Source organism: Sandarakinorhabdus sp. AAP62 (assembly GCF_000331225.1).
In the GTDB taxonomy this organism is placed as follows: Bacteria; Pseudomonadota; Alphaproteobacteria; order Sphingomonadales; family Sphingomonadaceae; genus Sandarakinorhabdus.
This window is the reverse complement of record NZ_ANFY01000011.1, coordinates 1-19,253: the sequence shown is the minus strand read 5'-3', so window position 1 is coordinate 19,253 and position 19,253 is coordinate 1. Positions and strand designations below refer to the sequence as shown.

At 65.5% G+C, this 19,253-nt stretch carries 17 protein-coding genes; 14 read left to right on the top strand and 3 right to left on the bottom strand.

Annotation, left to right across the window (positions count from 1 at the left end):
- The first annotated feature begins 100 nt into the window (after positions 1-100).
- The 5 genes from ruvB to D619_RS0111565 all read left to right on the top strand — a co-directional run bounded on the left by ruvB (position 101) and on the right by D619_RS0111565 (position 7,041).
- Entirely contained in the window at positions 101-1,114 is a 1,014-nt protein-coding gene (ruvB, locus tag D619_RS0111585; RefSeq protein ID WP_017668761.1) for a Holliday junction branch migration DNA helicase RuvB, read from the top strand.
- A gap of 38 nt (positions 1,115-1,152) precedes the next feature.
- Complete coding sequence (locus D619_RS16450; protein ID WP_017668760.1) at positions 1,153-1,695, top strand: peroxiredoxin family protein; 543 nt, start codon at positions 1,153-1,155, stop codon at positions 1,693-1,695.
- A 37-nt stretch (positions 1,696-1,732) separates the two neighbouring features.
- Positions 1,733-2,968, top strand: a complete 1,236-nt coding sequence (locus D619_RS0111575) for a cysteine desulfurase-like protein (protein WP_017668759.1) — start codon at positions 1,733-1,735, stop codon at positions 2,966-2,968.
- A gap of 51 nt (positions 2,969-3,019) precedes the next feature.
- Complete coding sequence (gene leuC, locus D619_RS0111570) at positions 3,020-4,435, top strand: 3-isopropylmalate dehydratase large subunit (protein WP_017668758.1); 1,416 nt, start codon at positions 3,020-3,022, stop codon at positions 4,433-4,435.
- Between the two features lie 155 nt (positions 4,436-4,590).
- Positions 4,591-7,041 carry an EAL domain-containing protein gene (locus tag D619_RS0111565; protein WP_193743305.1) on the top strand — a complete coding sequence of 817 codons (2,451 nt, stop codon included), beginning with the start codon at positions 4,591-4,593 and terminating at the stop codon, positions 7,039-7,041.
- On the opposite strand, the gene nadB is transcribed toward D619_RS0111565, so the two are convergent.
- Positions 7,038-8,660: an L-aspartate oxidase gene (gene nadB, locus D619_RS0111560; protein WP_017668756.1), complete on the bottom strand. Its 1,623-nt coding sequence runs from the start codon at positions 8,658-8,660 to the stop codon at positions 7,038-7,040. The two genes, D619_RS0111565 and nadB, sit on opposite strands and share 4 nt — an antisense overlap.
- A complete protein-coding gene (locus D619_RS0111555; RefSeq protein ID WP_026090987.1) occupies positions 8,641-9,570 on the bottom strand; it encodes an ABC transporter ATP-binding protein in 930 nt (309 codons plus the stop codon). Before D619_RS0111555 ends, nadB begins: the two co-directional genes overlap by 20 nt.
- Positions 9,571-9,829: 259 nt before the next feature.
- Here D619_RS0111555 and D619_RS0111550 point away from each other — a divergent pair, with 259 nt between their 5' ends.
- Complete coding sequence (locus tag D619_RS0111550; RefSeq protein ID WP_152417430.1) at positions 9,830-10,264, top strand: hypothetical protein; 435 nt, start codon at positions 9,830-9,832, stop codon at positions 10,262-10,264.
- Between the two features lie 20 nt (positions 10,265-10,284).
- Here D619_RS0111550 and D619_RS0111545 read toward each other — a convergent pair whose 3' ends face one another.
- The gene (locus D619_RS0111545) at positions 10,285-12,603 is read right to left on the bottom strand and encodes a TonB-dependent receptor (protein WP_017668753.1); all 2,319 of its coding nucleotides are present in this window, start codon (positions 12,601-12,603) and stop codon (positions 10,285-10,287) included.
- A 158-nt stretch (positions 12,604-12,761) separates the two neighbouring features.
- Between D619_RS0111545 and D619_RS16445 the strand changes: the two genes are divergently transcribed.
- From D619_RS16445 to D619_RS0111505, 8 genes are all read left to right on the top strand, one after another.
- On the top strand, positions 12,762-12,962 hold the full coding sequence (locus D619_RS16445) for a zinc-finger domain-containing protein (protein WP_017668752.1): 201 nt from the start codon (positions 12,762-12,764) through the stop codon (positions 12,960-12,962).
- Positions 12,959-13,900, top strand: a complete 942-nt coding sequence (locus tag D619_RS0111535) for a hypothetical protein (protein WP_017668751.1) — start codon at positions 12,959-12,961, stop codon at positions 13,898-13,900. The genes D619_RS16445 and D619_RS0111535 overlap by 4 nt, the downstream gene beginning before the upstream one ends.
- A gap of 61 nt (positions 13,901-13,961) precedes the next feature.
- Positions 13,962-15,392, top strand: coding sequence for a metalloprotease TldD (gene tldD / locus D619_RS0111530; RefSeq protein WP_017668750.1), 1,431 nt, complete (start codon positions 13,962-13,964; stop codon positions 15,390-15,392).
- A gap of 11 nt (positions 15,393-15,403) precedes the next feature.
- A complete protein-coding gene (locus tag D619_RS0111525) occupies positions 15,404-15,961 on the top strand; it encodes a pyridoxamine 5'-phosphate oxidase family protein (protein ID WP_017668749.1) in 558 nt (185 codons plus the stop codon).
- Positions 15,961-16,164, top strand: a complete 204-nt coding sequence (locus D619_RS0111520; RefSeq protein WP_017668748.1) for a DUF2007 domain-containing protein — start codon at positions 15,961-15,963, stop codon at positions 16,162-16,164. The genes D619_RS0111525 and D619_RS0111520 overlap by 1 nt, the downstream gene beginning before the upstream one ends.
- Positions 16,165-16,257: 93 nt before the next feature.
- Positions 16,258-16,596, top strand: coding sequence for a P-II family nitrogen regulator (locus tag D619_RS0111515; RefSeq protein WP_017668747.1), 339 nt, complete (start codon positions 16,258-16,260; stop codon positions 16,594-16,596).
- A gap of 89 nt (positions 16,597-16,685) precedes the next feature.
- Positions 16,686-17,363, top strand: a complete 678-nt coding sequence (gene gpmA, locus D619_RS0111510) for a 2,3-diphosphoglycerate-dependent phosphoglycerate mutase (protein WP_017668746.1) — start codon at positions 16,686-16,688, stop codon at positions 17,361-17,363.
- Between the two features lie 113 nt (positions 17,364-17,476).
- On the top strand, positions 17,477-19,189 hold the full coding sequence (locus tag D619_RS0111505) for an amidohydrolase (RefSeq protein ID WP_017668745.1): 1,713 nt from the start codon (positions 17,477-17,479) through the stop codon (positions 19,187-19,189).
- Positions 19,190-19,253 lie beyond the last annotated feature (64 nt).

Below are 19,253 nucleotides of genomic sequence, written 5' to 3'. Positions count from 1 at the left end.
CGAACGTGACTCCCCTCCCTGCAAGGGAGGGGTTGGGGGAGGGTTCTAGCCGCATGCGCCACCTCTTGTTGCAATGCGCGCCTTGGCCTAGCCACGCACCATGACCGCCGATCTCTCCCCCCAGCGTCGCCCGGACGACATCGACGCCGCGCTGCGGCCCAAGGGGCTGGACGAGTTCATCGGCCAGCAGGCGCTGCGCGAGAATCTTGGCGTGTTCATCGCCGCCGCCCGCGGGCGTGGCGAAGCGATGGACCATGTGCTGCTGCACGGCCCGCCGGGCCTGGGCAAGACGACGCTGGCGCAGATCGTGGCGCGCGAATTGGGCGTGGGGTTCCGCGCCACCTCCGGCCCGGTGATTGCCAAGGCCGGCGATCTGGCCGCCATCCTCACCAATCTTGAACCGCACGATGTGCTGTTCATCGATGAAATCCACCGCATGTCGCCAGCCGTGGAGGAGATCCTCTATCCGGCGATGGAAGACCGGGTGCTCGACATCATGATCGGCGAAGGCCCATCGGCGCGCTCGGTCCGCATCGATCTGCCGGCGTTCACGCTGGTGGGCGCCACCACCCGTGCCGGGCTGCTGACGACGCCGCTGCGTGACCGCTTCGGCATCCCGCTACGGCTGAACTTCTATTCCGTCGATGAACTGGAACAGGTGGTCACCCGCGCCGCGCGGCTGCTCGATCTGCCACTCACCGCCGATGGCGCGCGCGAGATTGCGGCGCGGGCGCGGGGCACGCCGCGCATCGCCGGCCGGCTGCTTCGGCGGGTACGCGATTTTGCCGGCGGCAAGCCGGTGGATCAGAAACTCGCCGATGCCTCGCTCAGCCGGCTGGAGGTTGACCGCCTCGGTCTCGACGCCATGGACCGGCGCTATCTGATGATGATCGCCGACATTTATCGCGGCGGGCCGGTGGGGATCGAGACGATTGCCGCCGGCCTGTCGGAAGCGCGCGACACGGTGGAAGACGTGATCGAACCCTTCCTGATCCAGCAGGGCCTGATCGCCCGCACCGCGCGCGGCCGCATGCTGAACGGCCCGGCGTGGAAACATCTCGGGCTGGTGCCGCCAGCCAATCAGGTGCAACTGCCACTGCTTGATGAAGAGTAAGCTGCAACCATTGCCGGCACCGGCGCGAAAGGCCCTTCATGCGCATCATCCCCGCCCTCATCGCCCTATCCGTCATCGCCGCGCCGGCTGCGGCCTTCCCGGCGGTGGGGGACAAGGCGCCCGCCGTGGCCGGCACCGATATCACCGGCAAGACCCGCACGCTGAAGCAGGTGGCTGGCCGCAAGGGCACGGTGCTGATGTTCTTTCGTTCGGCGTCGTGGTGCCCGTTCTGCAAGGCGCAGCTGATCGCCATGAACGACAAGGCCGCTGATGGCCTGGCGCAGCGCGGTTATGCGCTGGTCGGCCTGTCCTATGACAGCTTCGAAGTGCTGGCCAAGTTCGCGGCCGAGCGCAAGGTGAACTGGCCGCTGCTGTCGGACCCGCAATCGAAGGTTATCGATGGCTGGCAGCTGCGCGATCCGGCCTATCCGCTGGGCAACAAGGCCTATGGCGTGCCGTTGGCCTCGGTCTATGTGATTGACAGGAAAGGCATCATTCGCGCCCGGCTGATGGAGGCCAATTATCGCGTGCGCCCACAGCCCGAAGCCGTGCTTGCCGCCGTGGACGCGCTGGGCCAATAAGTCCCCCGCAATTGGGGGGACTGAAATGACATTGCCGATGCACGATGTTCGCGCGGCCTTTCCGGCGCTGGCGCTGGTCGATGATGGGCGCCCGCGCCTCTATCTCGATGCGCCGGCCGGTACCCAGGTCGCGGGCCGGGTGGTCGAGGCCATGAGCCACACCATGATCGCCGCCTGCGCCAACGATGGCGGCACCTTCCGCACCAGCGTGGCCACCGGCGCCATCGTCGAGGCGGCGCTGGCTGCTGCTGCTGCGCTGTTCAACTGCGCCGAGGATGAGGTGATCTTCGGCCTCAACACCACCAGCCTGTTCTTCCAGATGGCGCCGCTGATCGCGGCTGATTGGCGGGCTGGCGACAATATCCTGCTCACCCGCATGGATCATGATGCCAATGTCTCGCCCTGGCTGCAGTCGGCGCAGGCGCGCGGGGTGGAGGTGCGCTTCATCGAATGGGATCGCCAGACTTTTGCGCTGAAACTGGAAACCCTGCCCGATCTGATCGACAGCCGTACCCGTGCCGTTGCCGTGGGCCATGCCAGCAATTTCCTTGGCACCATCAACGATGTCGCTGCCGTCTGTGCTGCGGCGCGCGCCGTGGGTGCGGTGAGCATCGTCGATGCCGTGCAGTCCGCGCCGCACATCGTGCTGGATGTGCAGGCCATCGGCTGCGACCTGATGGCGGCTTCGGCCTATAAATTCTTCGGGCCGCACCTGGGGGTGATGCATGTCTCGCACCGGCTGCAGGGCCTGATCCAGCCGCTGAAAGTCCGCCCCTCCGTTGACACGATGCCGACCCGGTTGATGCCCGGCACGCCGAGTTTCGAGGCGATGGCGGGCACCACGGCAGCCATCGAGCATCTGGCCTGGCTGGGCGAGGCCGCCGGCACGGTCAGCGCCAGCGCGCCGCTGCGGCAACGGCTGGTGGCCGGGCTGGCGGCGGCGCAGGCGCATGAGACGGAACTGATGCGGCGTTTCCTTGACCGGATCGCCACGGTGCCGGGCGTGACGTTGCACGGCATCGCCAATGCCAATCGGCTGCACGAACGGGTCGCCACCTTCACCTTTGAAATCGCCGGCCACAGCGCCGATGCGATTGCCGAAGCGCTGGCGGCGCGCAACATCTTCGTGTGGAACGGCTATTATTACGCGTGGGAACCGGCCGGTGTCCTTGGCCTGCGGGATCGCGGTGCGGTCCGGGTCGGTTTCACCCACTATAACAACCAGGACGAGGTGGATTTGCTGATCTCTGCGCTGCGGAGCATCGCGGGCTGAACCGCATTTGCCACTGGATTTTGGCGCGCGGGCTTGGCACAGCCTCACGCCATGAGCAGCACGCCCCGCACCCTCTATCAAAAGATCTGGGATGATCATGTCGTCGAGACGCTGGACGACGGCACCGCGCTGATCTTCATCGATCGCCACCTCATCCATGAGGTGACGACCCCGCAGGCCTTCGAATCGCTGCGCCTGGCGGGCCGCAAGCTGCGCCGGCCCGATCTGACCCTGGCCGTGCCCGATCACAATGTGCCGACGACCGATCGCCGGCTGCCCATCCTCGATCCGATGTCGAAGGCGCAGCTGGAAGCGTTGGTGACCAACTGCACCGATTTCGGCGTGGAGCTTTACAGCATCGACGCGCCGGAACAGGGCATTGTCCATGTCATCGGCCCGGAACAGGGCTTCACCCTGCCGGGCGTCACCCTGGTTTGTGGCGACAGCCACACGGCCACGCACGGTGCCTTCGGGGCATTGGCCTTCGGCATCGGCACGTCGGAAGTGGAACATGTGTTTGCGACACAGACGCTGCTGCTGCGCCAGTCCAAGACGCTGGAAGTGCATGTGACCGGCGAACTGGGCTTCTCGGTTTCGGCCAAGGATGTGGCGCTCGCCGTGTGTGGTGCGCTGGGCTCGGGCGGCGGCGCTGGCCATGTCATCGAATATACCGGCCCGGTGATCGAGGCGCTGTCGATGGAAGGCCGCATGACCTTGTGCAACATGGCCATCGAAGCCGGGGCGCGGGCTGGCCTGATTGCGCCGGATGAAAAGACCTTCGCCTATGTGCGGGGCCGGCCGCGCGCGCCAACCGGTGCGGCGTGGGATGCGGCCCTGGCCTGGTGGAAAACGCTGAAGACCGACGCCGGCGCCGCTTATGACAAGCGCATCGAGATCGACGGCAGCGCCATCGCGCCGCTCGTCACCTGGGGCACCAGCCCGGACGATGTGGTGGCGATCACCGGCGCCGTGCCCGATCCGGCCAGCTTTGCCGATGCCGGCAAGCGCGCGGCCGCCGCCAAGAGCCTGGATTACATGGGGCTCGCCCCCGGCACCCGGATGGAAGATGTGGCCGTGGAGAATATCTTCATCGGCAGCTGCACCAACAGCCGCATCGAGGATCTGCGCGTGGCGGCCGACGTGGTGAAGGGCCGCAAGGTTGCCGGCAATGTGCGGCAGGCGCTGGTGGTGCCGGGCTCTGGCCTCGTCAAGCGCCAGGCCGAAGCCGAAGGGCTGGACCGCATCTTCATCGCGGCCGGCTTTGAATGGCGGGAACCGGGCTGTTCCATGTGCCTGGGCATGAACCCCGATCAGGTGCCGGCCGGCGAGCGCTGCGCCAGCACGTCGAATCGCAATTTCGTTGGCCGCCAGGGCCCCGGCGCCCGCACCCATCTGCTGTCGCCCGCGATGGCGGCAGCGGCGGCCATTTCGGGGCATTTGGTTGATGTGCGGCAGTTGATGCGCTGATTCGGACGCTGTTTCCGGCACTTTTACCTTGGAAAAATGCCTGCAGAAGCAGGCGGTAATGGTTCCTAAAGAGCTTGTCCCTTATGTTTGTCTCTTACGAGGGATAGGCAAAGGACGGAATGTTGCGACAAGGCAGCAGACCGACATCGGCTCTGATGGGTCGCCTGGCCCCCTTTACCAGACGATCTTGGGGTCTGATCGTATTGGTGGTGGGGCTGTTCTTCGCGCTTTGGGTGGCACCGGCGCGAGCCGAGACCGTGCAACTCGCGTACAAGCAGGTTCCGACCTGCCAGGGCAGCAACTGCATCACCCCCATGTCGCCCGGTGCGGCCAAGGATCCCCCCGCCAAATGGACCTGGTTCGCCGTTGATCCGGTGCGGCTGCAGCGCATGCCGACGGACTGGAACCTGGTGATCGACAATGTCCGCTTCACCGCCGTTGAAATCCGGGTGGTGCATGCCGGCGGCGCCGCCGTGATCTACCGCGGCCAGTTCGATCTCGGCCGCAACTGGTCGATGGGCAATAATCTGCGTTTCCAGATCCCGGTGCCGGGGCCCGACGTGTCGGCCATCCAGATCGGCTATCGCGACATGGATGCGCCGGGCCTGCTGCGTTCCATGAAGGCGATGGATGCCGCCGGCCATGAAGCGCATGTGCTGCGCTGGACCGTGCAGGTCGCCCTCGTGCTCGGCATGCTGTTTTCGGCTTTTGTGTACAACATGTTCCTGCTTACCTGGCTGCGTACCGGGTTCCAGCGCTGGTATGTGGTGTGGCTGGCAGGCAGCCTGGGCTATCTGCTGGTCTGGTCCGGCGCCATCCTCAACGTTTTCCCGTTCCTGGCCGGGCCGGCTTCGGTGCGCACCTTCTATCTGCTCATCGGCCTGATGGTGGTGTCTGGCGCCGCCTTCTTCTTCTCGCTGATCGAGAAGGACAAGCTGCCCCAGCGGCTGATCGATTTTGGCCAGCTCGCCGGCATGGGCGTTGCGCTCACCTCGGTGCTGGCCGCGTTCGACACGTTGTTCCTGGCCTCGCTGGGGGACCTGCTCCTCAACGTCTGGCTGGTCATCATCACGGTCACGCTCACCATCGCGTCGGGCTATGCGGCGCTGCGCGGCAGCCGGGCCATCTGGTATTATCTGGCGGGCTGGCTGCCGGCGCTGGCGGTGCTGGTGCTGCGCATCTTCCGCAATTTCGAACTGCTGCCGCAGGATGACATGGTCGATCTGGCCGGCTTTGCCGCGATCGGCTGGGAATCGCTGCTGCTGTCACTGGCCATTGCCGATCGCTTCCGCCAGCTGCGCCGCGATGCCGATGCCGCCGATGCCGAACGCGAAACCCTGTTCCGCGTGGCGACCACCGATCCGCTGACTGGCCTGGGCAATCGCGCCCTGTTCCAGAACATGCTGGAACAGCCGCTGGCCCGCAATTCCGGCATCGACGTGATCGCCATCGACATCGACTTCCTGAAACAGACGAACGACATGGCCGGCCATGATGCGGGCGATGCGCTGATTGTGGCGGTGGCGGAAAGATTGACGGCGGCGGCCGGGCCCGAAGCCAATATCGCCCGTGTTGGCGGCGACGAATTCGTCATCCTCTTGACCGGCGCCGCCCGCGAGCGCCTGTCGGCGGTGCGCCAGATGATCGCCCTGTCTTCGGGCGTGCCGCTGCGCCATTCGGGCCATAATCTCACCATCTCGATCTGCGCCGGCCACAGCGCGTCGGAAGACAAGAGCCTGTCGCTGGCCCGCATCTGCAAGCAGGCCGATCTGGCCCTGTACCGCGCCAAGGCCGCCGGCAGAGGCTGCTGGCGCAGTTATGACAGCAGCATGGCCGATGAAGCCGAAGCCCGCACCCGCCTGCTGTCGGAAGCCCGTGTTGGCCTGGCCGGCAATCAGTTCCTGCTGCATTATCAGCGCGTTGTGCAGCTGGACGACACGCTGGTCGGCTATGAGGCGCTGCTGCGCTGGCAGCATCCGCGCCTGGGCCTGCTGGCCCCGGGTGATTTCCCCGATGTGCTGCGCGAATCCACCCTGCTGCCGCAGCTTCAGGCCCATGTGCTGAAACTGGCGCTGGAACAGCTGGCGACGCTGCGCAGCGACGGCCGCGATCTGACCATGGCGGTCAACTTCGTCGGCAGCCAGCTGCAGGGCACGGCGGCGGCGGTTGCCATTCTTGATGAACTTGCCCGCCACCGGGTGCCGCCGCATGCGCTGGTCGTGGAAGTGACCGAATCGGTGGTGATGAGCGGGCTGGGCGGTGCGCTGATCGAGGCGCTGGAATGCCTGCGCGATGCCGGTGTGAGCGTGGCACTGGATGATTTCGGCACCGGCCACGCCAGCCTGATCCAGCTGCGGGACGTGCCGGCCAATATCGTCAAGATCGACAGCAGCTTCATCGCGCGCCTGTCGGAATCGGCCGGCAACCAGCAGGTGGTGCGGGCCACCATCGATCTGGCCCATTCGATGGGCAAGCAGGTAGTGGCCGAAGGGGTGGAGAATGACGCCCAGCGCCAGTTGCTCACCCGCCTGGGCTGTGACCTGGCGCAGGGCTGGCTGTTCGGTCAGCCGCAGCCGTTTCCGCTGACCCGGCGGGCGGCGGCCTAGGCTTCGCGGGTCATCACCGGATCGAGGATGGTATCCACCGCTTCGGCCGCCATGGCCGGATAATCGGTGCTGTAATGCAGGCCGCGGCTTTCGCGGCGTCGGCGGGCAGAGCGCACGATCAGATCGGCCACCGTCACCAGGTTGCGAAGCTCGATCAGATCGGCGGTGATGCGGAAATTGCCGTAGTAATCCTGCACTTCCTTGCGCAGATTCTTCACCCGGTGGGCGGCGCGCTCCAGGCGCTTGTCGGTGCGCACGATGCCGACATAATCCCACATGGTGCGGCGTAGTTCGTCCCAGTTGTGGGCGATCACCACTTCCTCGTCACTGTCGGTCACCCGGCTTTCATCCCAGGGTTTCACCTCCGGTGCTGGCGCGGGTGAGCCTGATGCGCTGATGTCGTCGGCCACGGCCTGGCCGAACACCAGGCATTCCAGCAGGGAATTGGAGGCCAGCCGGTTGGCGCCGTGCAGGCCGCTCTGCGTCACTTCGCCGGCCGCCCACAGGCCCGCCAGATCGGTGCGGCCATCCAGCGTGACCATCACGCCGCCGCAGCTGTAATGCGCCGCCGGCACCACCGGGATGGCCTGCAGCGTGCAATCGATATCCAGCTCGAGCAGCCGGGCATGGATGGTAGGGAAATGCGCCTTGATGAAATCGGCACCCAGGTGGGTGAGATCGAGCAGCACATGTTCCAGCCCCAGCCGCTTCATTTCGGCATCGATGGCGCGGGCCACCACATCGCGCGGGGCGAGTTCGAGCCGGTCGTCATAGCGCGCCATGAAGCGGCTGCCGTCGGGCAATTTCAGATGGCCGCCTTCGCCGCGCGCGGCTTCCGTGATCAGGAAATTGCGGACCTTGGGGTGATAGAGGCAGGTCGGGTGGAACTGGTTGAATTCCATGTTCGATACCCGGCAACCCGCCCGCCAGGCCATGGCAATGCCGTCGCCGGTCGCGCCATCGGGATTGGTGGAATAGAGATAGACCCGGCTCGCTCCGCCGGTGGCCAGCACTGTGGCCGGGGCGACAAAGCGCGCGACATGGCGTTTCTTCACATCCAGCGCATAGACGCCGTGACAGCGCCGCTGCGGGAAGCGTTCGTGCAGCACGTGGCGATGGGTGATCAGATCGACCGCGGCCATGTGCGGCACCAGCGTGATGTTGGGATGCGCCTGCGCCGCCTTGATCAGTGCCTGCGATACGGCCCAGCCGGTGGCATCATCGACATGCACGATGCGCCGATGGCTGTGGCCGCCTTCGCGGGTGAGGTGCCAGCGTTCCGAAACCGTCTCGCCGGGGTTGAACGGCACGCCCAGCGCCGCCAGACGATCGATCGCGGCGCTGGCATTGCCGGCGACATATTCCACCGTAGCGGGATGGTTGAGCCCTGCGCCCGCGACCATCGTGTCGTCCACATGGGCCGCCACCGTGTCGCCGGCATCCAGCACCGCAGCGATGCCGCCCTGCGCCCAGGCGGTGGAGCCATCGGCCAGATCGCCCTTGGCCAGCACCGCTACCGTGCCCTTCTCGGCCAGATGCAGCGCGGCGGTCAGCCCGGCCGCACCCGATCCCACCACGATGGCATCGAAATGGCGCGCCTCAGGCGGCAGTCTTGCCACTTGTCAGCTCCAGGAACACATCTTCCAGATCGGCTTCGCGGGTGGAAACCTCCACCACGCCCAGCCCGGCGGCGCCCACCATCGCCAGCACGGCGCCGGCATTGTTGGTGCGCTTGTCATAGGTGATGACCAGCGTGCGCGGGCCTTTCAGCTCCACCGCCTTGCAGCCAGTCAGCACCGGTGGCACGGCGGCCAGCTCGCGGTCCACCACCACTTCCAGCACCTTGTCACCCGTGGTGCTCAGCAGCTTCGAGGTTTCGTCGTTGGCGACGACCTGGCCATGGTTGATGATGGCGATGCGGTCGCACAGGCTTTCGGCTTCTTCGAGATAATGGGTGGTCAGCACGATGGTGGTGCCCATGCTGTGCAGTTCGCGCACATAATCCCACAGCAATTGCCGCAGTTCGATATCCACGCCCGCGGTCGGTTCATCCAGCACCAGCACCGGCGGATTGTGCACCAGCGCCTTTGCCACCAGCAGCCGACGCTTCATGCCGCCCGAAAGGGTGCGCGAATAGACATGCGCCTTGTCATCCAGCCGCACGGCCTTCAGCAATTCCATGCTGCGGCGCTGTGCCTTGGGCACGCCGAACAGGCCGGCCTGCAGTTCCAGCGTTTCAAACGGCGTGAAGAAGGCATCGAACACCAGTTCCTGCGGCACGATGCCGATGCTGGCCTTGGCGTTGCGGGGATGCTCGTCGATGTCGAAGCCCCAGATGCGGGCGCTGCCAGCGGTCTTGTTCACCAGGCCGGCGAGGATGTTGATGGTCGTCGATTTGCCGGCACCGTTGGGCCCCAGCAGGCCAAAGATCGAACCGCGCGGGATGTCGAGATCAATGCCCTTCAGCGCCTGCTTGCCGCCGGCATAGGTCTTGGTGAGGCCAGTGAGGCGAATAGCGGGCTCGGTCATCATGGCAGCGATAGAATAGCGGATGCACGCCGGCAAGTGCGGCCGCAGCAGCAAGCGGCCAAGGGGACCGTGTTAATACAAATTTTACTTGCGCGACAGAGAGCTGCTGGGTAACAGAACATGTCCGATCCGTTATTCGGACAAAAGATTTGTGAATGTTGCGTAGGCGGGGGTGTATCCCGCCGTGTGAGGGTTGCTTTCGATGACGCCAATTGTCGCCAAGGCACTGGTTGCCCTGTGCATTTGCCCGCCCGCCGTGATGACCGCCATGGTCGCCACGTCACCGCCGGCCCGCTCCCATGCTGTCAAGGCCGTGCGCCACGCCCTGCGTCGGACGCCGCCGCCGCCGCCCGCACCAGCGGCGCCGGGGGTGGTTTCGAGCACGCCGCTGAACGGGGGCTGCGAGAATTTGCCCCGGCTCGCCGCGCTGGCTGTGCCCATGGATGACGTGACCAGCCTGCCGGCCGCGGCACTGGCCAATTCGGTTCTCGGGGCCAGCAATGCCCTGCCGCCTGGCCTGAGCCTCGACCTCGCACCGCTTGGCGGATTGACATCCTTTGCGCCGGCGCCGCCCGCCATGTCGGATTTGCTGCCGCTGTCCGGTGCGCCCGATCTTGGGCAGTGGATGCAGATGATGATCGGCTTCGGCCTGATTGGCAGCACGGTCCGCGTGCGGCGCCGGTCCCAGGCCTGAGCCCGGGACCGGTCAAGCCCTCAGAAGCGCACCACCGCTTCCACGCCAAACAGGCGCGGCAGGCCGCGAATGAAGGTGGGGATGCCGAAGGCGCCGCCAGTGTTGCCGGCGTCGAGCAGATATTCCTGATCGAACAGGTTGTTGGCAAAGCCGATGACTTCCCACTTGCCCTTCTGGTCACGCACGCCGGCGCGCAGGTTGACCAGCGTGACGGGGCCTTGCGAGGTCACCGGGTTGTTGGGCAGTTCGAAGAACACGCTCGAACGATGGGTCACATTCGGGTTGGCAAACAGTTCGATCCTGTCACCCAGCGGCAGGCGGAAATTGGCACCAGCCGAACCCTGCCATTCCGATTGCAGGCGGAATCGATCGCCCGCGAAATTGCCGAAGCGCGGTTCATTGTTCACGCGCGCATCGATATAGGCGCCGTTGGCGAACAGCCGGACATTTTCCGACAGGTTGAGCGCGAATTCGGCTTCAATGCCCTTGTTGGTGGCATCGGCATTGACGATCAGCGCCGGCGCACCCTGCTGCGGCACCGAAATCTGGAAATCCTTGTACTTGATGATATAGGCGCCCACGCTGAAGTTTAGCTTGCCGATGGTGCCCTTCACGCCGGCTTCGAAATTGTCGAGCAGTTCGGCCGGGAACACGCGGACCGCCGGGGCCAGCACGCCGCCAACCCGGCCAGCATTCACCTGCACCACCGGCGAACGGCGGCCACGCGAATAGGTGGCATAAAGGTTCACGCTGTCGGTGGCGCGGAACAGGATGTTGGCGCGCGGCAGGAAGGCATCGAAACGCCCCGACGCGCTGAGCACTTCGCCATTGGTGTTGATGCCGCCGGGGATCAGCGGCGCGCGGGTGATCACCGTGTTGGGGATGCGGGTGGAAATGCCGCTGTCACGGTCTTCGGTCAGCCAGCGGCCGCCCAGGTTGATTTCCAGGCGCGGGGTGGGGATCACCGTGATGTCCCCAAACAAGCTGAAAGTGGTGATATCAGCCGAGTTGCGGAACAGTTCGGCCGAATAGGGCAGCACGGTCGCAGCGCCACCGGTCAGGATCGCGGTGGCGCGGGCGGCTTCCACCACGCCTGTGGTGTTGTTGATGCAGGCGAGACCCGGCACCAGCCGCGCCGCGCACTGCAGGAAAATGCCTTCTTCCGAACTGAACGGCACGGCCTGGAAGCCGGTTTCGGCGAAATAATTGGCGCCGAAGAAGCCGCGGACCTTCTCGCTGTCGAAATTGGCGCGGGCTTCAAAGCTCATCTGTTCGCCGCGTGCGTCTTCGGCAAATTCGAGATACCAGGCCTGGGTGCCATCGGCGTCGAACACTTCGTTGCTGTCGAAATTGCGATAGCCGGCGATGGTGGTGATGCTCCAGGCGTCGCTGATCTTCGCGTTCACCGTCAGGTTCACGTCATACACATTGCGCGTCAGGCTGGGCTGATCGGCGCCCAGTACGGCAGCGCTGAACGGCGAACCGGCGGCTTCCTTGAAGCTGTAGGGGCTGGTGGTGCCACCGGTGGGCGCGAATGTGCCCGACGAGAAGGCGGTGCCCGGCGCGCGCTGGCCGTCATAGGTGGCAACCAGATCGGCGGTGAGGTCCGGGGTTGGCGTGAAGCGCAGCGAGACGCGGGCGCCATACTGGCCCTGGCCATTGAGATCATCCACACGCGGGCCATTTGGCGTCTGCGAGCCGGGACGACCGGCGATATTTTCCACCACGCCGTCACGCAGCTTGATGGCGCCAGCGACGCGCAGGGCGATGATGTCGTTGCCGATGTTGACGTGCCCATCGATGCGGCGCTGGTCATAATTGCCGTAACCCACACGCAGTTCGCCCGACAGGCCGGGCTTGGGCTTGGCGGTGATGACGCTGACCACACCCACCGCCGCCGCAGTGCCGAACAGGGTGGACTGCGGGCCCTTCACGACCTCGACACGCTCCAGGTCATAGAGATCGAAATAGGAACCGCGCGACCGCGAGACATCGACGCCGTTCAGATAGACGGTGACGGCGGGCGAACCTTGCGAGGAGCCGGTGTCCGAGGTGATGCCGCGAATGACGAAGCCCGGGTTGTTGGGGGACTGTTCCTGCACGTTGAGGCCGGGCACATAGGCGGCGAGTTGATCGAACTGGGTGACGCCGATTTCACGCAAGCTGCGCCCGGTGTAGGCGGTGATGGTGATCGGCACATCGTTCAGCTTCTGCTCGGACTTCTGGGCCGTCACCACGATTTCCTCGCCGATCGATTCGGCCATCTGATCGGCTTCGGCGGCAAAGCCGGGCAGGGCGGGCAACAGGCTGGCGGAGGCAAGCAGCAGAAGACGACGCATCGTAAGACCCCATGTTGGCGGCACGGCGATGTTGCAGTGCGGCAAGCCAGCGCGATCTGCCGCCTGCAGATTGCAGTGGTGTTGCGCCCAGATGACAAAGCTGTTGCACCAACCTGCGACATGGTGACTTGCCGGCCCGGCGCTGCTAATCATCGCGCATGGCTTCTCCCCGCGCTCTCGCCCGTCCGGCCCCCGAATCCTATGTGACCGATGTCGCCCGCGTATATTGCGATGGTGATGAACATGGCGGTGATGGCCACCCGCGCGTGTGGATCCAGATTGATGCGACGGGCTTTGCAGATTGCGGCTATTGCGACCGTCGTTTCATCCTGGCGGGCGGCCCGGCCGATCGTCGATGAGGGCGCAGGCGCTGCTGGCATCGGTGCTGCTGGCGGCACCCGTGCAGGCGGCGAAGGTTGCAACGCCGCCGGTGTTTACCCTTCGCGTGAGCGAGAATGGCAATCCCTATCTGCCGGTCGCCGTGAAGCAGGCGACGTTGAATATCCGCATCGGTCTCAGCTTTGATACGGCGCTGATTCTCAACATGGCGCCGGCCACAAGCGCCGGGCTGAAGCCGTTTCCCTTTTTCGGCAAGCGCACCTTCAAGAATGCCATGATCCCCGGCGGGGAGGCGACCTTCCGCTTCAACCTGGCGACCATCACGCCGCAAGGGCTGCCGCCCAAGAAGGTGCCCACCGTGTGGGTGAGCCGGCCGGTGGCCAGCGATGCCGATGGGATATTGACTGTCGGCGCACTGAAGGCGGACCGGATCGATATTGTCCTGCGCGAGACGCCGCCGGGCAGCCAGACCTATGTCCTCAAGAAGAAGGGCACCGGGGAAACCGCCATCAAGTCGCGCATCGGCGATGAGGAGGTGGACATCAGCCTGGAGCTGAACAGCCCCACGACCGTGATGAACGCCCGCGCCGGCGAGGCGCTGGTCGCGGCCGGGCTGGCGCGGCGGGCGAACGCGGTCAGTTATTGGCGGCCGTTCCCCGGTGTGGCATTGCCCTATCAGGCGCTCACCCCCAAGGCCGGGCTCACCATCGCCGGCCTGCCGATGCGGCAGCTGGGCGTGCGCGTGTCTGAACGCCAGGCCAAGCTGATCGACGCAGCAGCCAAGGGCACTTCGACAGCGAGCGACGACGAGGACACGATCACGGTTTCCGCCGATCGCAAGCGTCGCGGTGGCCGTGATCCGTGGGTATTGATCGGCCGCGATGTGCTGGATGATTGCAGCCGCGTCAGCTTTGATCGCGCTGGCGAGCGCTGGGTGCTGACCTGCAACTTCGGTTGATTGCAGCGGCTGCGGCGACAGACCTCTTTCCCTTTGGCCAACGCTGGCCCATATCTTGGCCATGACCACGCCCGACGCCACCCAGCTGTTCTATACCGATACCGGGCTTGACCCCGATCGCACCGCCGCCCAGATCGCCGATGCCCTGAATGGCTGCGACGATGGCGAGCTGTATCTGCAATATGGCGTGTCCGAGAGTTTCGCCTTTGACGATGGCCGGCTGAAGGCGGCCAGCTTCGATACGGTGAAGGGTTTTGGCCTGCGCGGCGTGGCAGGCGAGATGACCGCCTTTGCCCATGCCAACGATCTGTCGCACGCTGCCATCGCCCGCGCTGCCGATACCATCAAGGTGGTGCGCGATGGCCATGGCGGCACCATGGCGATGCCGCCGCTGCCCACCAATGCGCGCCGCTATACCGATGCCAATCCGCTGGCCGGCATCGATTTTTCCGCCAAGGTGGCGCTGATGCAGCAGATCGATGCCGCCGCTCGTGCCCGCGATCCGCGCGTGGTGCAGGTGTCGGCCAGCCTGCTCGGCAGCTGGAACGTGGTGGAGATTTTGCGCGGTGATGGCACCCGCGTGCGTGATGTGCGGCCGTTGGTGCGGCTGAACGTGCAGATTGTCGCCGAAAAGAATGGCCGCCGCGAAACCGGCTTTCACGGGCTGGGCGGGCGTTATCTCTACGACGCGCTGTTCAAGGATGCCGCCTGGGAAGGCGCCATCGATATCGCGCTGGCCCAGGCCCTGGTGAATCTTGATTCCATCGATGCCCCGGCCGGCGAGATGACCGTGGTGCTCGGCCCCGGCTGGCCCGGCATATTGCTGCATGAAGCCATCGGCCACGGCCTGGAAGGCGATTTCAACCGCAAGGGCACCAGCGCCTTTTCGGGCCGCATCGGCGAACGCGTGGCGGCCCCCGGCGTCACCGTGGTTGACGATGGCAGCCTGGATCAGCGTCGCGGCAGCCTGACCGTAGACGATGAAGGCACGCCGACGGGGCGCACCACGCTGATCGAGGACGGTATCCTGAAGGGTTACATGCAGGATCGGCTCAACGCCCGGCTGATGGGCGTTGCCCCCACCGGCAACGGCCGCCGCGAATCCTATGCCCACGCGCCGATGCCGCGCATGACCAACACCTTCATGCTGGGCGGCAGCGAAGACCCGGGCACGATCCTTTCAAGCGTGAAGAAGGGCATTTTCGCCAAAAGCTTCGGTGGCGGCCAGGTCGACATCACCAGCGGCAAGTTCGTGTTTTCCTGCACCGAAGCCTATGAGATCGAGAATGGCAAGCTGGGCCGCCCGCTGAAAGGCGCGACGCTGATCGGCAATGGTCCCGACGTGCTGACCCGGGTGCGCGCCATCGGCAACGACATGGCGCTGGATGAAGGCGTTGGCATCTGCGGCAAGGCCGGGCAGAGCGTGCCGGCCGGTGTGGGCCAGCCGACCCTGCTGGTGGACGGATTGACGGTGGGCGGCACCGCGGGCTGAAGGAGGGCTGCATGTCGGAATTCTTTGATCACATCACCCCCGATCATGCGGACTTCATTGCCCGCCAGCCGGTCTTCTTCGTTGCCACCGCAGCCGAAGGCGCCCGCATCAACCTCAGCCCCAAGGGCATGGACACGTTCCGCGTGCTGCCCGGCGGGAAAGCCTGCGCCTATCTCGATTTCGGCGGCAGCGGCAATGAAACCCACGCGCATCTGGCTGCCGATGGCCGCATCACCATCATGTTCTGCGCCTTCGATCAGCCAGCGCTGATCTACCGCATCTATGGCCGTGGCCGCGCCGTGCTGCCGCAGGATGGCGGCTGGGACGCGCTGGCGGCGCATTTCACCATCGAACGCGGCGTCCGCCAGATCTTCCTGATCGATGTGGATTCCACCCAGACCAGCTGCGGCTGGGCCGTGCCCAAGATGCAATTGGTGGAAGAACGCGAGACGCTGCGCAAATATTTCAAGCAGGACGATCCGGCCAAGCGCTTGCTCAAATATCACGAGCGGGATCGGTCCATCGACGGGCTGTCCGTCACGCCGCCATCGCACCTGCCCTACAGCTGATGGGTCTGGCCTGCGTCGACACGCTGTTTTCTCCCGTCGAAGCCGCCGTCGTGCGCAGCCGGCTGGAGGCCGCGGGCATTGATTGCGTGTTGTTCGATGCCGGCATCGCCAGCCTGATCGGGCCCGGCGTATCGGGCATCCGCGTCATGGTGGATGCCAACGATCTGGCCATCGCCCGCACCGAACTGGCCCGCCCGCTCTGAGCCACGGGCGCGCACCGGCAAACGCCTTATACTGTAACCAGATGCACTGCGGCAGTATTGCCAAATCGTCACTATCGGGATGTTCACCACGCCATGAAGCTGATCACGGCCATCATCAAGCCGTTCAAGCTGGAACAAGTGCGCGAGGCCCTGATGCAGGCCGATGTGCAGGGCATGACTGTGACCGAAGTGCGCGGCCAGGGCCGCCTCATCGGCCAGGACGACATCTACCGCGGCGCCGAGAACAACCCGCAGCTCGTGCCCAAGCTGCAGATCGAAGTTGTGGTGGAAGCCGAAGACGTTGCCCGCGTTGTCGATGCCATCCTGCACGCCGCTCACACCGGCAGCGTGGGGGACGGCAAGATCTTCGTATCGACCATCGCCACCACCGTCCGCATCCGCACCGGCGAACTCAACGACGCTGCCCTGTAAGATTCGGGCTGACCAAATTCGCGCTGGCCAAATTCGCGCTCGCCAAATTCGCACTGGATTGCTGTCGCCCGGCAGCCTAAACCGCGCCCATGCCAACACTCGTCCTTCTCCGCCACGGCCAGAGCCAGTGGAACCTTGAAAACCGCTTCACCGGCTGGTGGGACGTGGGCCTCACCGATCAGGGCACCGCCGAAGCGCTCGACGCCGGCCGCCGCATGAGGCAAGCCGGCCTTGATTTCGACATCGGCTTCACCAGCGTGCAGAGCCGCGCCATCACGACGCTGAACCTCGCACTCGCCGCCATGGACCGCGTCTGGATCCCGGTCATCAAGAACTGGCACCTCAACGAACGCCACTATGGCGGCCTCACCGGCCTCAACAAGGCCGACACCGCCGCCAGGTACGGCGAGGAGCAGGTGAAGATCTGGCGCCGCAGCTTCGACGTGCCGCCGCCACCGCTGGAACCGGGCTCGCCCTTCGATCTGTCCGGCGACCGCCGCTATGAAGGCATCACCGTGCCCGCCGCCGAAAGCCTGAAAGACACGATCGCCCGCGTCCTCCCCTATTGGGAACAGGCCATCGCCCCCGAACTCAAGGCCGGCAAGCGCGTCATCATCGCCGCCCACGGCAACTCGCTGCGCGCCCTCGTCAAGCATCTCTCCGGCCTGTCGGACGACGAGATCGTCCACGAGGAAATCCCGACCGGCCAGCCGATGGTCTATGAACTGGCCGATGACCTGACGGCGGTTTCGCGGAAGTATATCTGAAGGGGCCTCCGGCGGGCAGGGACTCGTCCCTGCACCCGTTCGTTTTGGATCGCCCGCTTGACCGAGGCGGTGATGCTGCCAGACTGCCCGCAACCACAGGGCAGGGGGCAGACATGATCCGGACATTCCTCGCAGCAACCTCACTTCTCGCCGCACCGGCACTCGCCGCGCCGGCTGACACCGTCCTCCTCCACGGCCGCATCATCACCGCCGACGCCAAGGACAGCATCGCCCAGGCCCTCGCCATCACCGGCACCACCATCACCGCCGTCGGCAGCGACGCCGCCATCCAGAAACTCGTCGGCCCGAAAACCAAGGTGATCGACCTGAAAGGCCGCGCCGCCACGCCTGGCCTGATCGACACCCACGCCCATATCCTCTCCACTGGGCTGGGCGAACTCAACCAGATCCCGCTCGCCGGCGCCCGCTCGGTGGCGGACATGGTCGCCGCGGTGAAAGCCCGCGTCGCCACCACGCCCAAGGGGCAATGGGTGCTCGGCGTCGGCTGGGATGAAGGCAAGTTCGCCGACGGCCGCTACCCCACCGCCGCCGAGCTTGACGCCGTCTCGCCGGACAATCCGGTCTGGCTGGAAAACACCACCGGCCACTATGGCGTCGCCAACGGCCTCGCCCTGAAAATGGCCGGCGTCACCGCCGCCACCGCCACCCCCACTGCCGGCACCATCGAGAAGCTCCCCGATGGCCGCCCCGCCGGCGTGATGAAGGAAACCGCGCAATATCTCGTCACCCGCCTCATCCCCGAACCCAGCGTCGCCCAGCGCCAGGCCGCGCTCACCCACATGATCCGCCGCCTCCACGAAGAAGGCATGACCGGCTTCAAGGACCCGAGCATCGACCGCACTGATTGGGAGGCCTATCTCGGCCTCGCCAAGGCCGGGCAATTCCCGATCAACGCCTGCGTGCTCTTCTCCGGCGGCCGCTCCATGGCCACGGCCACCAAGGCGCTGGCCGAAATCAAGCAGGCCAAGGCCGAAATCGCCCCCGTCGCGAACAGCAGCCTCAGCGTCTGCGGCGTCAAGCTGTTCATGGACGGCAGCGGCGCCGCCCCCACCGCCTGGATGTATGAAGACTGGAACCACCACCGCACCGAAATCGCCAAGGGCAACAGCGGCTATCCCCAGATCGACCCGGCCGAATATCGCCAGATGATCGCCATGTTCATCAACGCCGATATCGGCATCGGCACCCACGCCATTGGGGACAAGGCGATCGACTGGGTGGTGGATGGCTATGCCGACGCGCTGAAAACCCACCCGGTGAAAGACCTGCGCCTCTCCATCATCCACACCAACACCCCCACCGATCACGCCATCTCCACCATGAAGGCGCTGCAAGCTGACTACGGCTCCGGCTACCCCGAAACGCAGGCCACCTTCACCTGGTGGATCGGCGACATCTACGCCGCCAACCTCGGCCCCGCCCGCTCCCTGCGCCTCAACCCCTATGCCACCTATGTGAAGAACGGCATCCTCTGGGGTGGCGGCTCCGATACCGGCGTCACCCCCTTCCCCGCCCGCCTCGGCCTGTGGGCCTCCACCGCCCGCGAAACCAGCGGCGGCACATGGGGCAAAGCCCCCTTCGGCACCGCCGAAAGCGTGGACATCCACACCGCCCTGAAAAGCTACACCACCTGGGCCGCCCCCCTCATCCGCGCCGACAACGCCGGCACGCTGGTCGTGGGCAAAGCCGCCGACATCGCCGTGTGGGACCGCGATCCCTATGCCGTCCCCACCGCCGCGGTGAAGGACATGAAGGCGGAGATGACGCTGTTCCGGGGCCGGGTGGTGTTTGATCGTTCGAAGTAGGGAAGAGGGGCCTCCGAGGGCACCCATCGAAACACAGTTTCGATGGGACCCGCCGCGTGCAGGG

Coding starts and splice junctions, on each gene's coding strand:
- ruvB (WP_017668761.1), top strand. CDS start 101: ATGACCGCCGATCTCTCCCCCCAGCGTCGCCCGGACGACATCGACGCC.
- D619_RS0111565 (WP_193743305.1), top strand. CDS start 4,591: ATGGGTCGCCTGGCCCCCTTTACCAGACGATCTTGGGGTCTGATCGTA.
- D619_RS16445 (WP_017668752.1), top strand. CDS start 12,762: ATGGCTTCTCCCCGCGCTCTCGCCCGTCCGGCCCCCGAATCCTATGTG.
- D619_RS0111515 (WP_017668747.1), top strand. CDS start 16,258: ATGAAGCTGATCACGGCCATCATCAAGCCGTTCAAGCTGGAACAAGTG.
- D619_RS0111545 (WP_017668753.1), bottom strand. CDS start 12,603: ATGCGTCGTCTTCTGCTGCTTGCCTCCGCCAGCCTGTTGCCCGCCCTG.
- gpmA (WP_017668746.1), top strand. CDS start 16,686: ATGCCAACACTCGTCCTTCTCCGCCACGGCCAGAGCCAGTGGAACCTT.
- leuC (WP_017668758.1), top strand. CDS start 3,020: ATGAGCAGCACGCCCCGCACCCTCTATCAAAAGATCTGGGATGATCAT.
- D619_RS16450 (WP_017668760.1), top strand. CDS start 1,153: ATGCGCATCATCCCCGCCCTCATCGCCCTATCCGTCATCGCCGCGCCG.
- D619_RS0111505 (WP_017668745.1), top strand. CDS start 17,477: ATGATCCGGACATTCCTCGCAGCAACCTCACTTCTCGCCGCACCGGCA.
- D619_RS0111550 (WP_152417430.1), top strand. CDS start 9,830: ATGACCGCCATGGTCGCCACGTCACCGCCGGCCCGCTCCCATGCTGTC.
- D619_RS0111520 (WP_017668748.1), top strand. CDS start 15,961: ATGGGTCTGGCCTGCGTCGACACGCTGTTTTCTCCCGTCGAAGCCGCC.
- D619_RS0111555 (WP_026090987.1), bottom strand. CDS start 9,570: ATGACCGAGCCCGCTATTCGCCTCACTGGCCTCACCAAGACCTATGCC.
- D619_RS0111575 (WP_017668759.1), top strand. CDS start 1,733: ATGCACGATGTTCGCGCGGCCTTTCCGGCGCTGGCGCTGGTCGATGAT.
- D619_RS0111525 (WP_017668749.1), top strand. CDS start 15,404: ATGTCGGAATTCTTTGATCACATCACCCCCGATCATGCGGACTTCATT.
- tldD (WP_017668750.1), top strand. CDS start 13,962: ATGACCACGCCCGACGCCACCCAGCTGTTCTATACCGATACCGGGCTT.
- D619_RS0111535 (WP_017668751.1), top strand. CDS start 12,959: ATGAGGGCGCAGGCGCTGCTGGCATCGGTGCTGCTGGCGGCACCCGTG.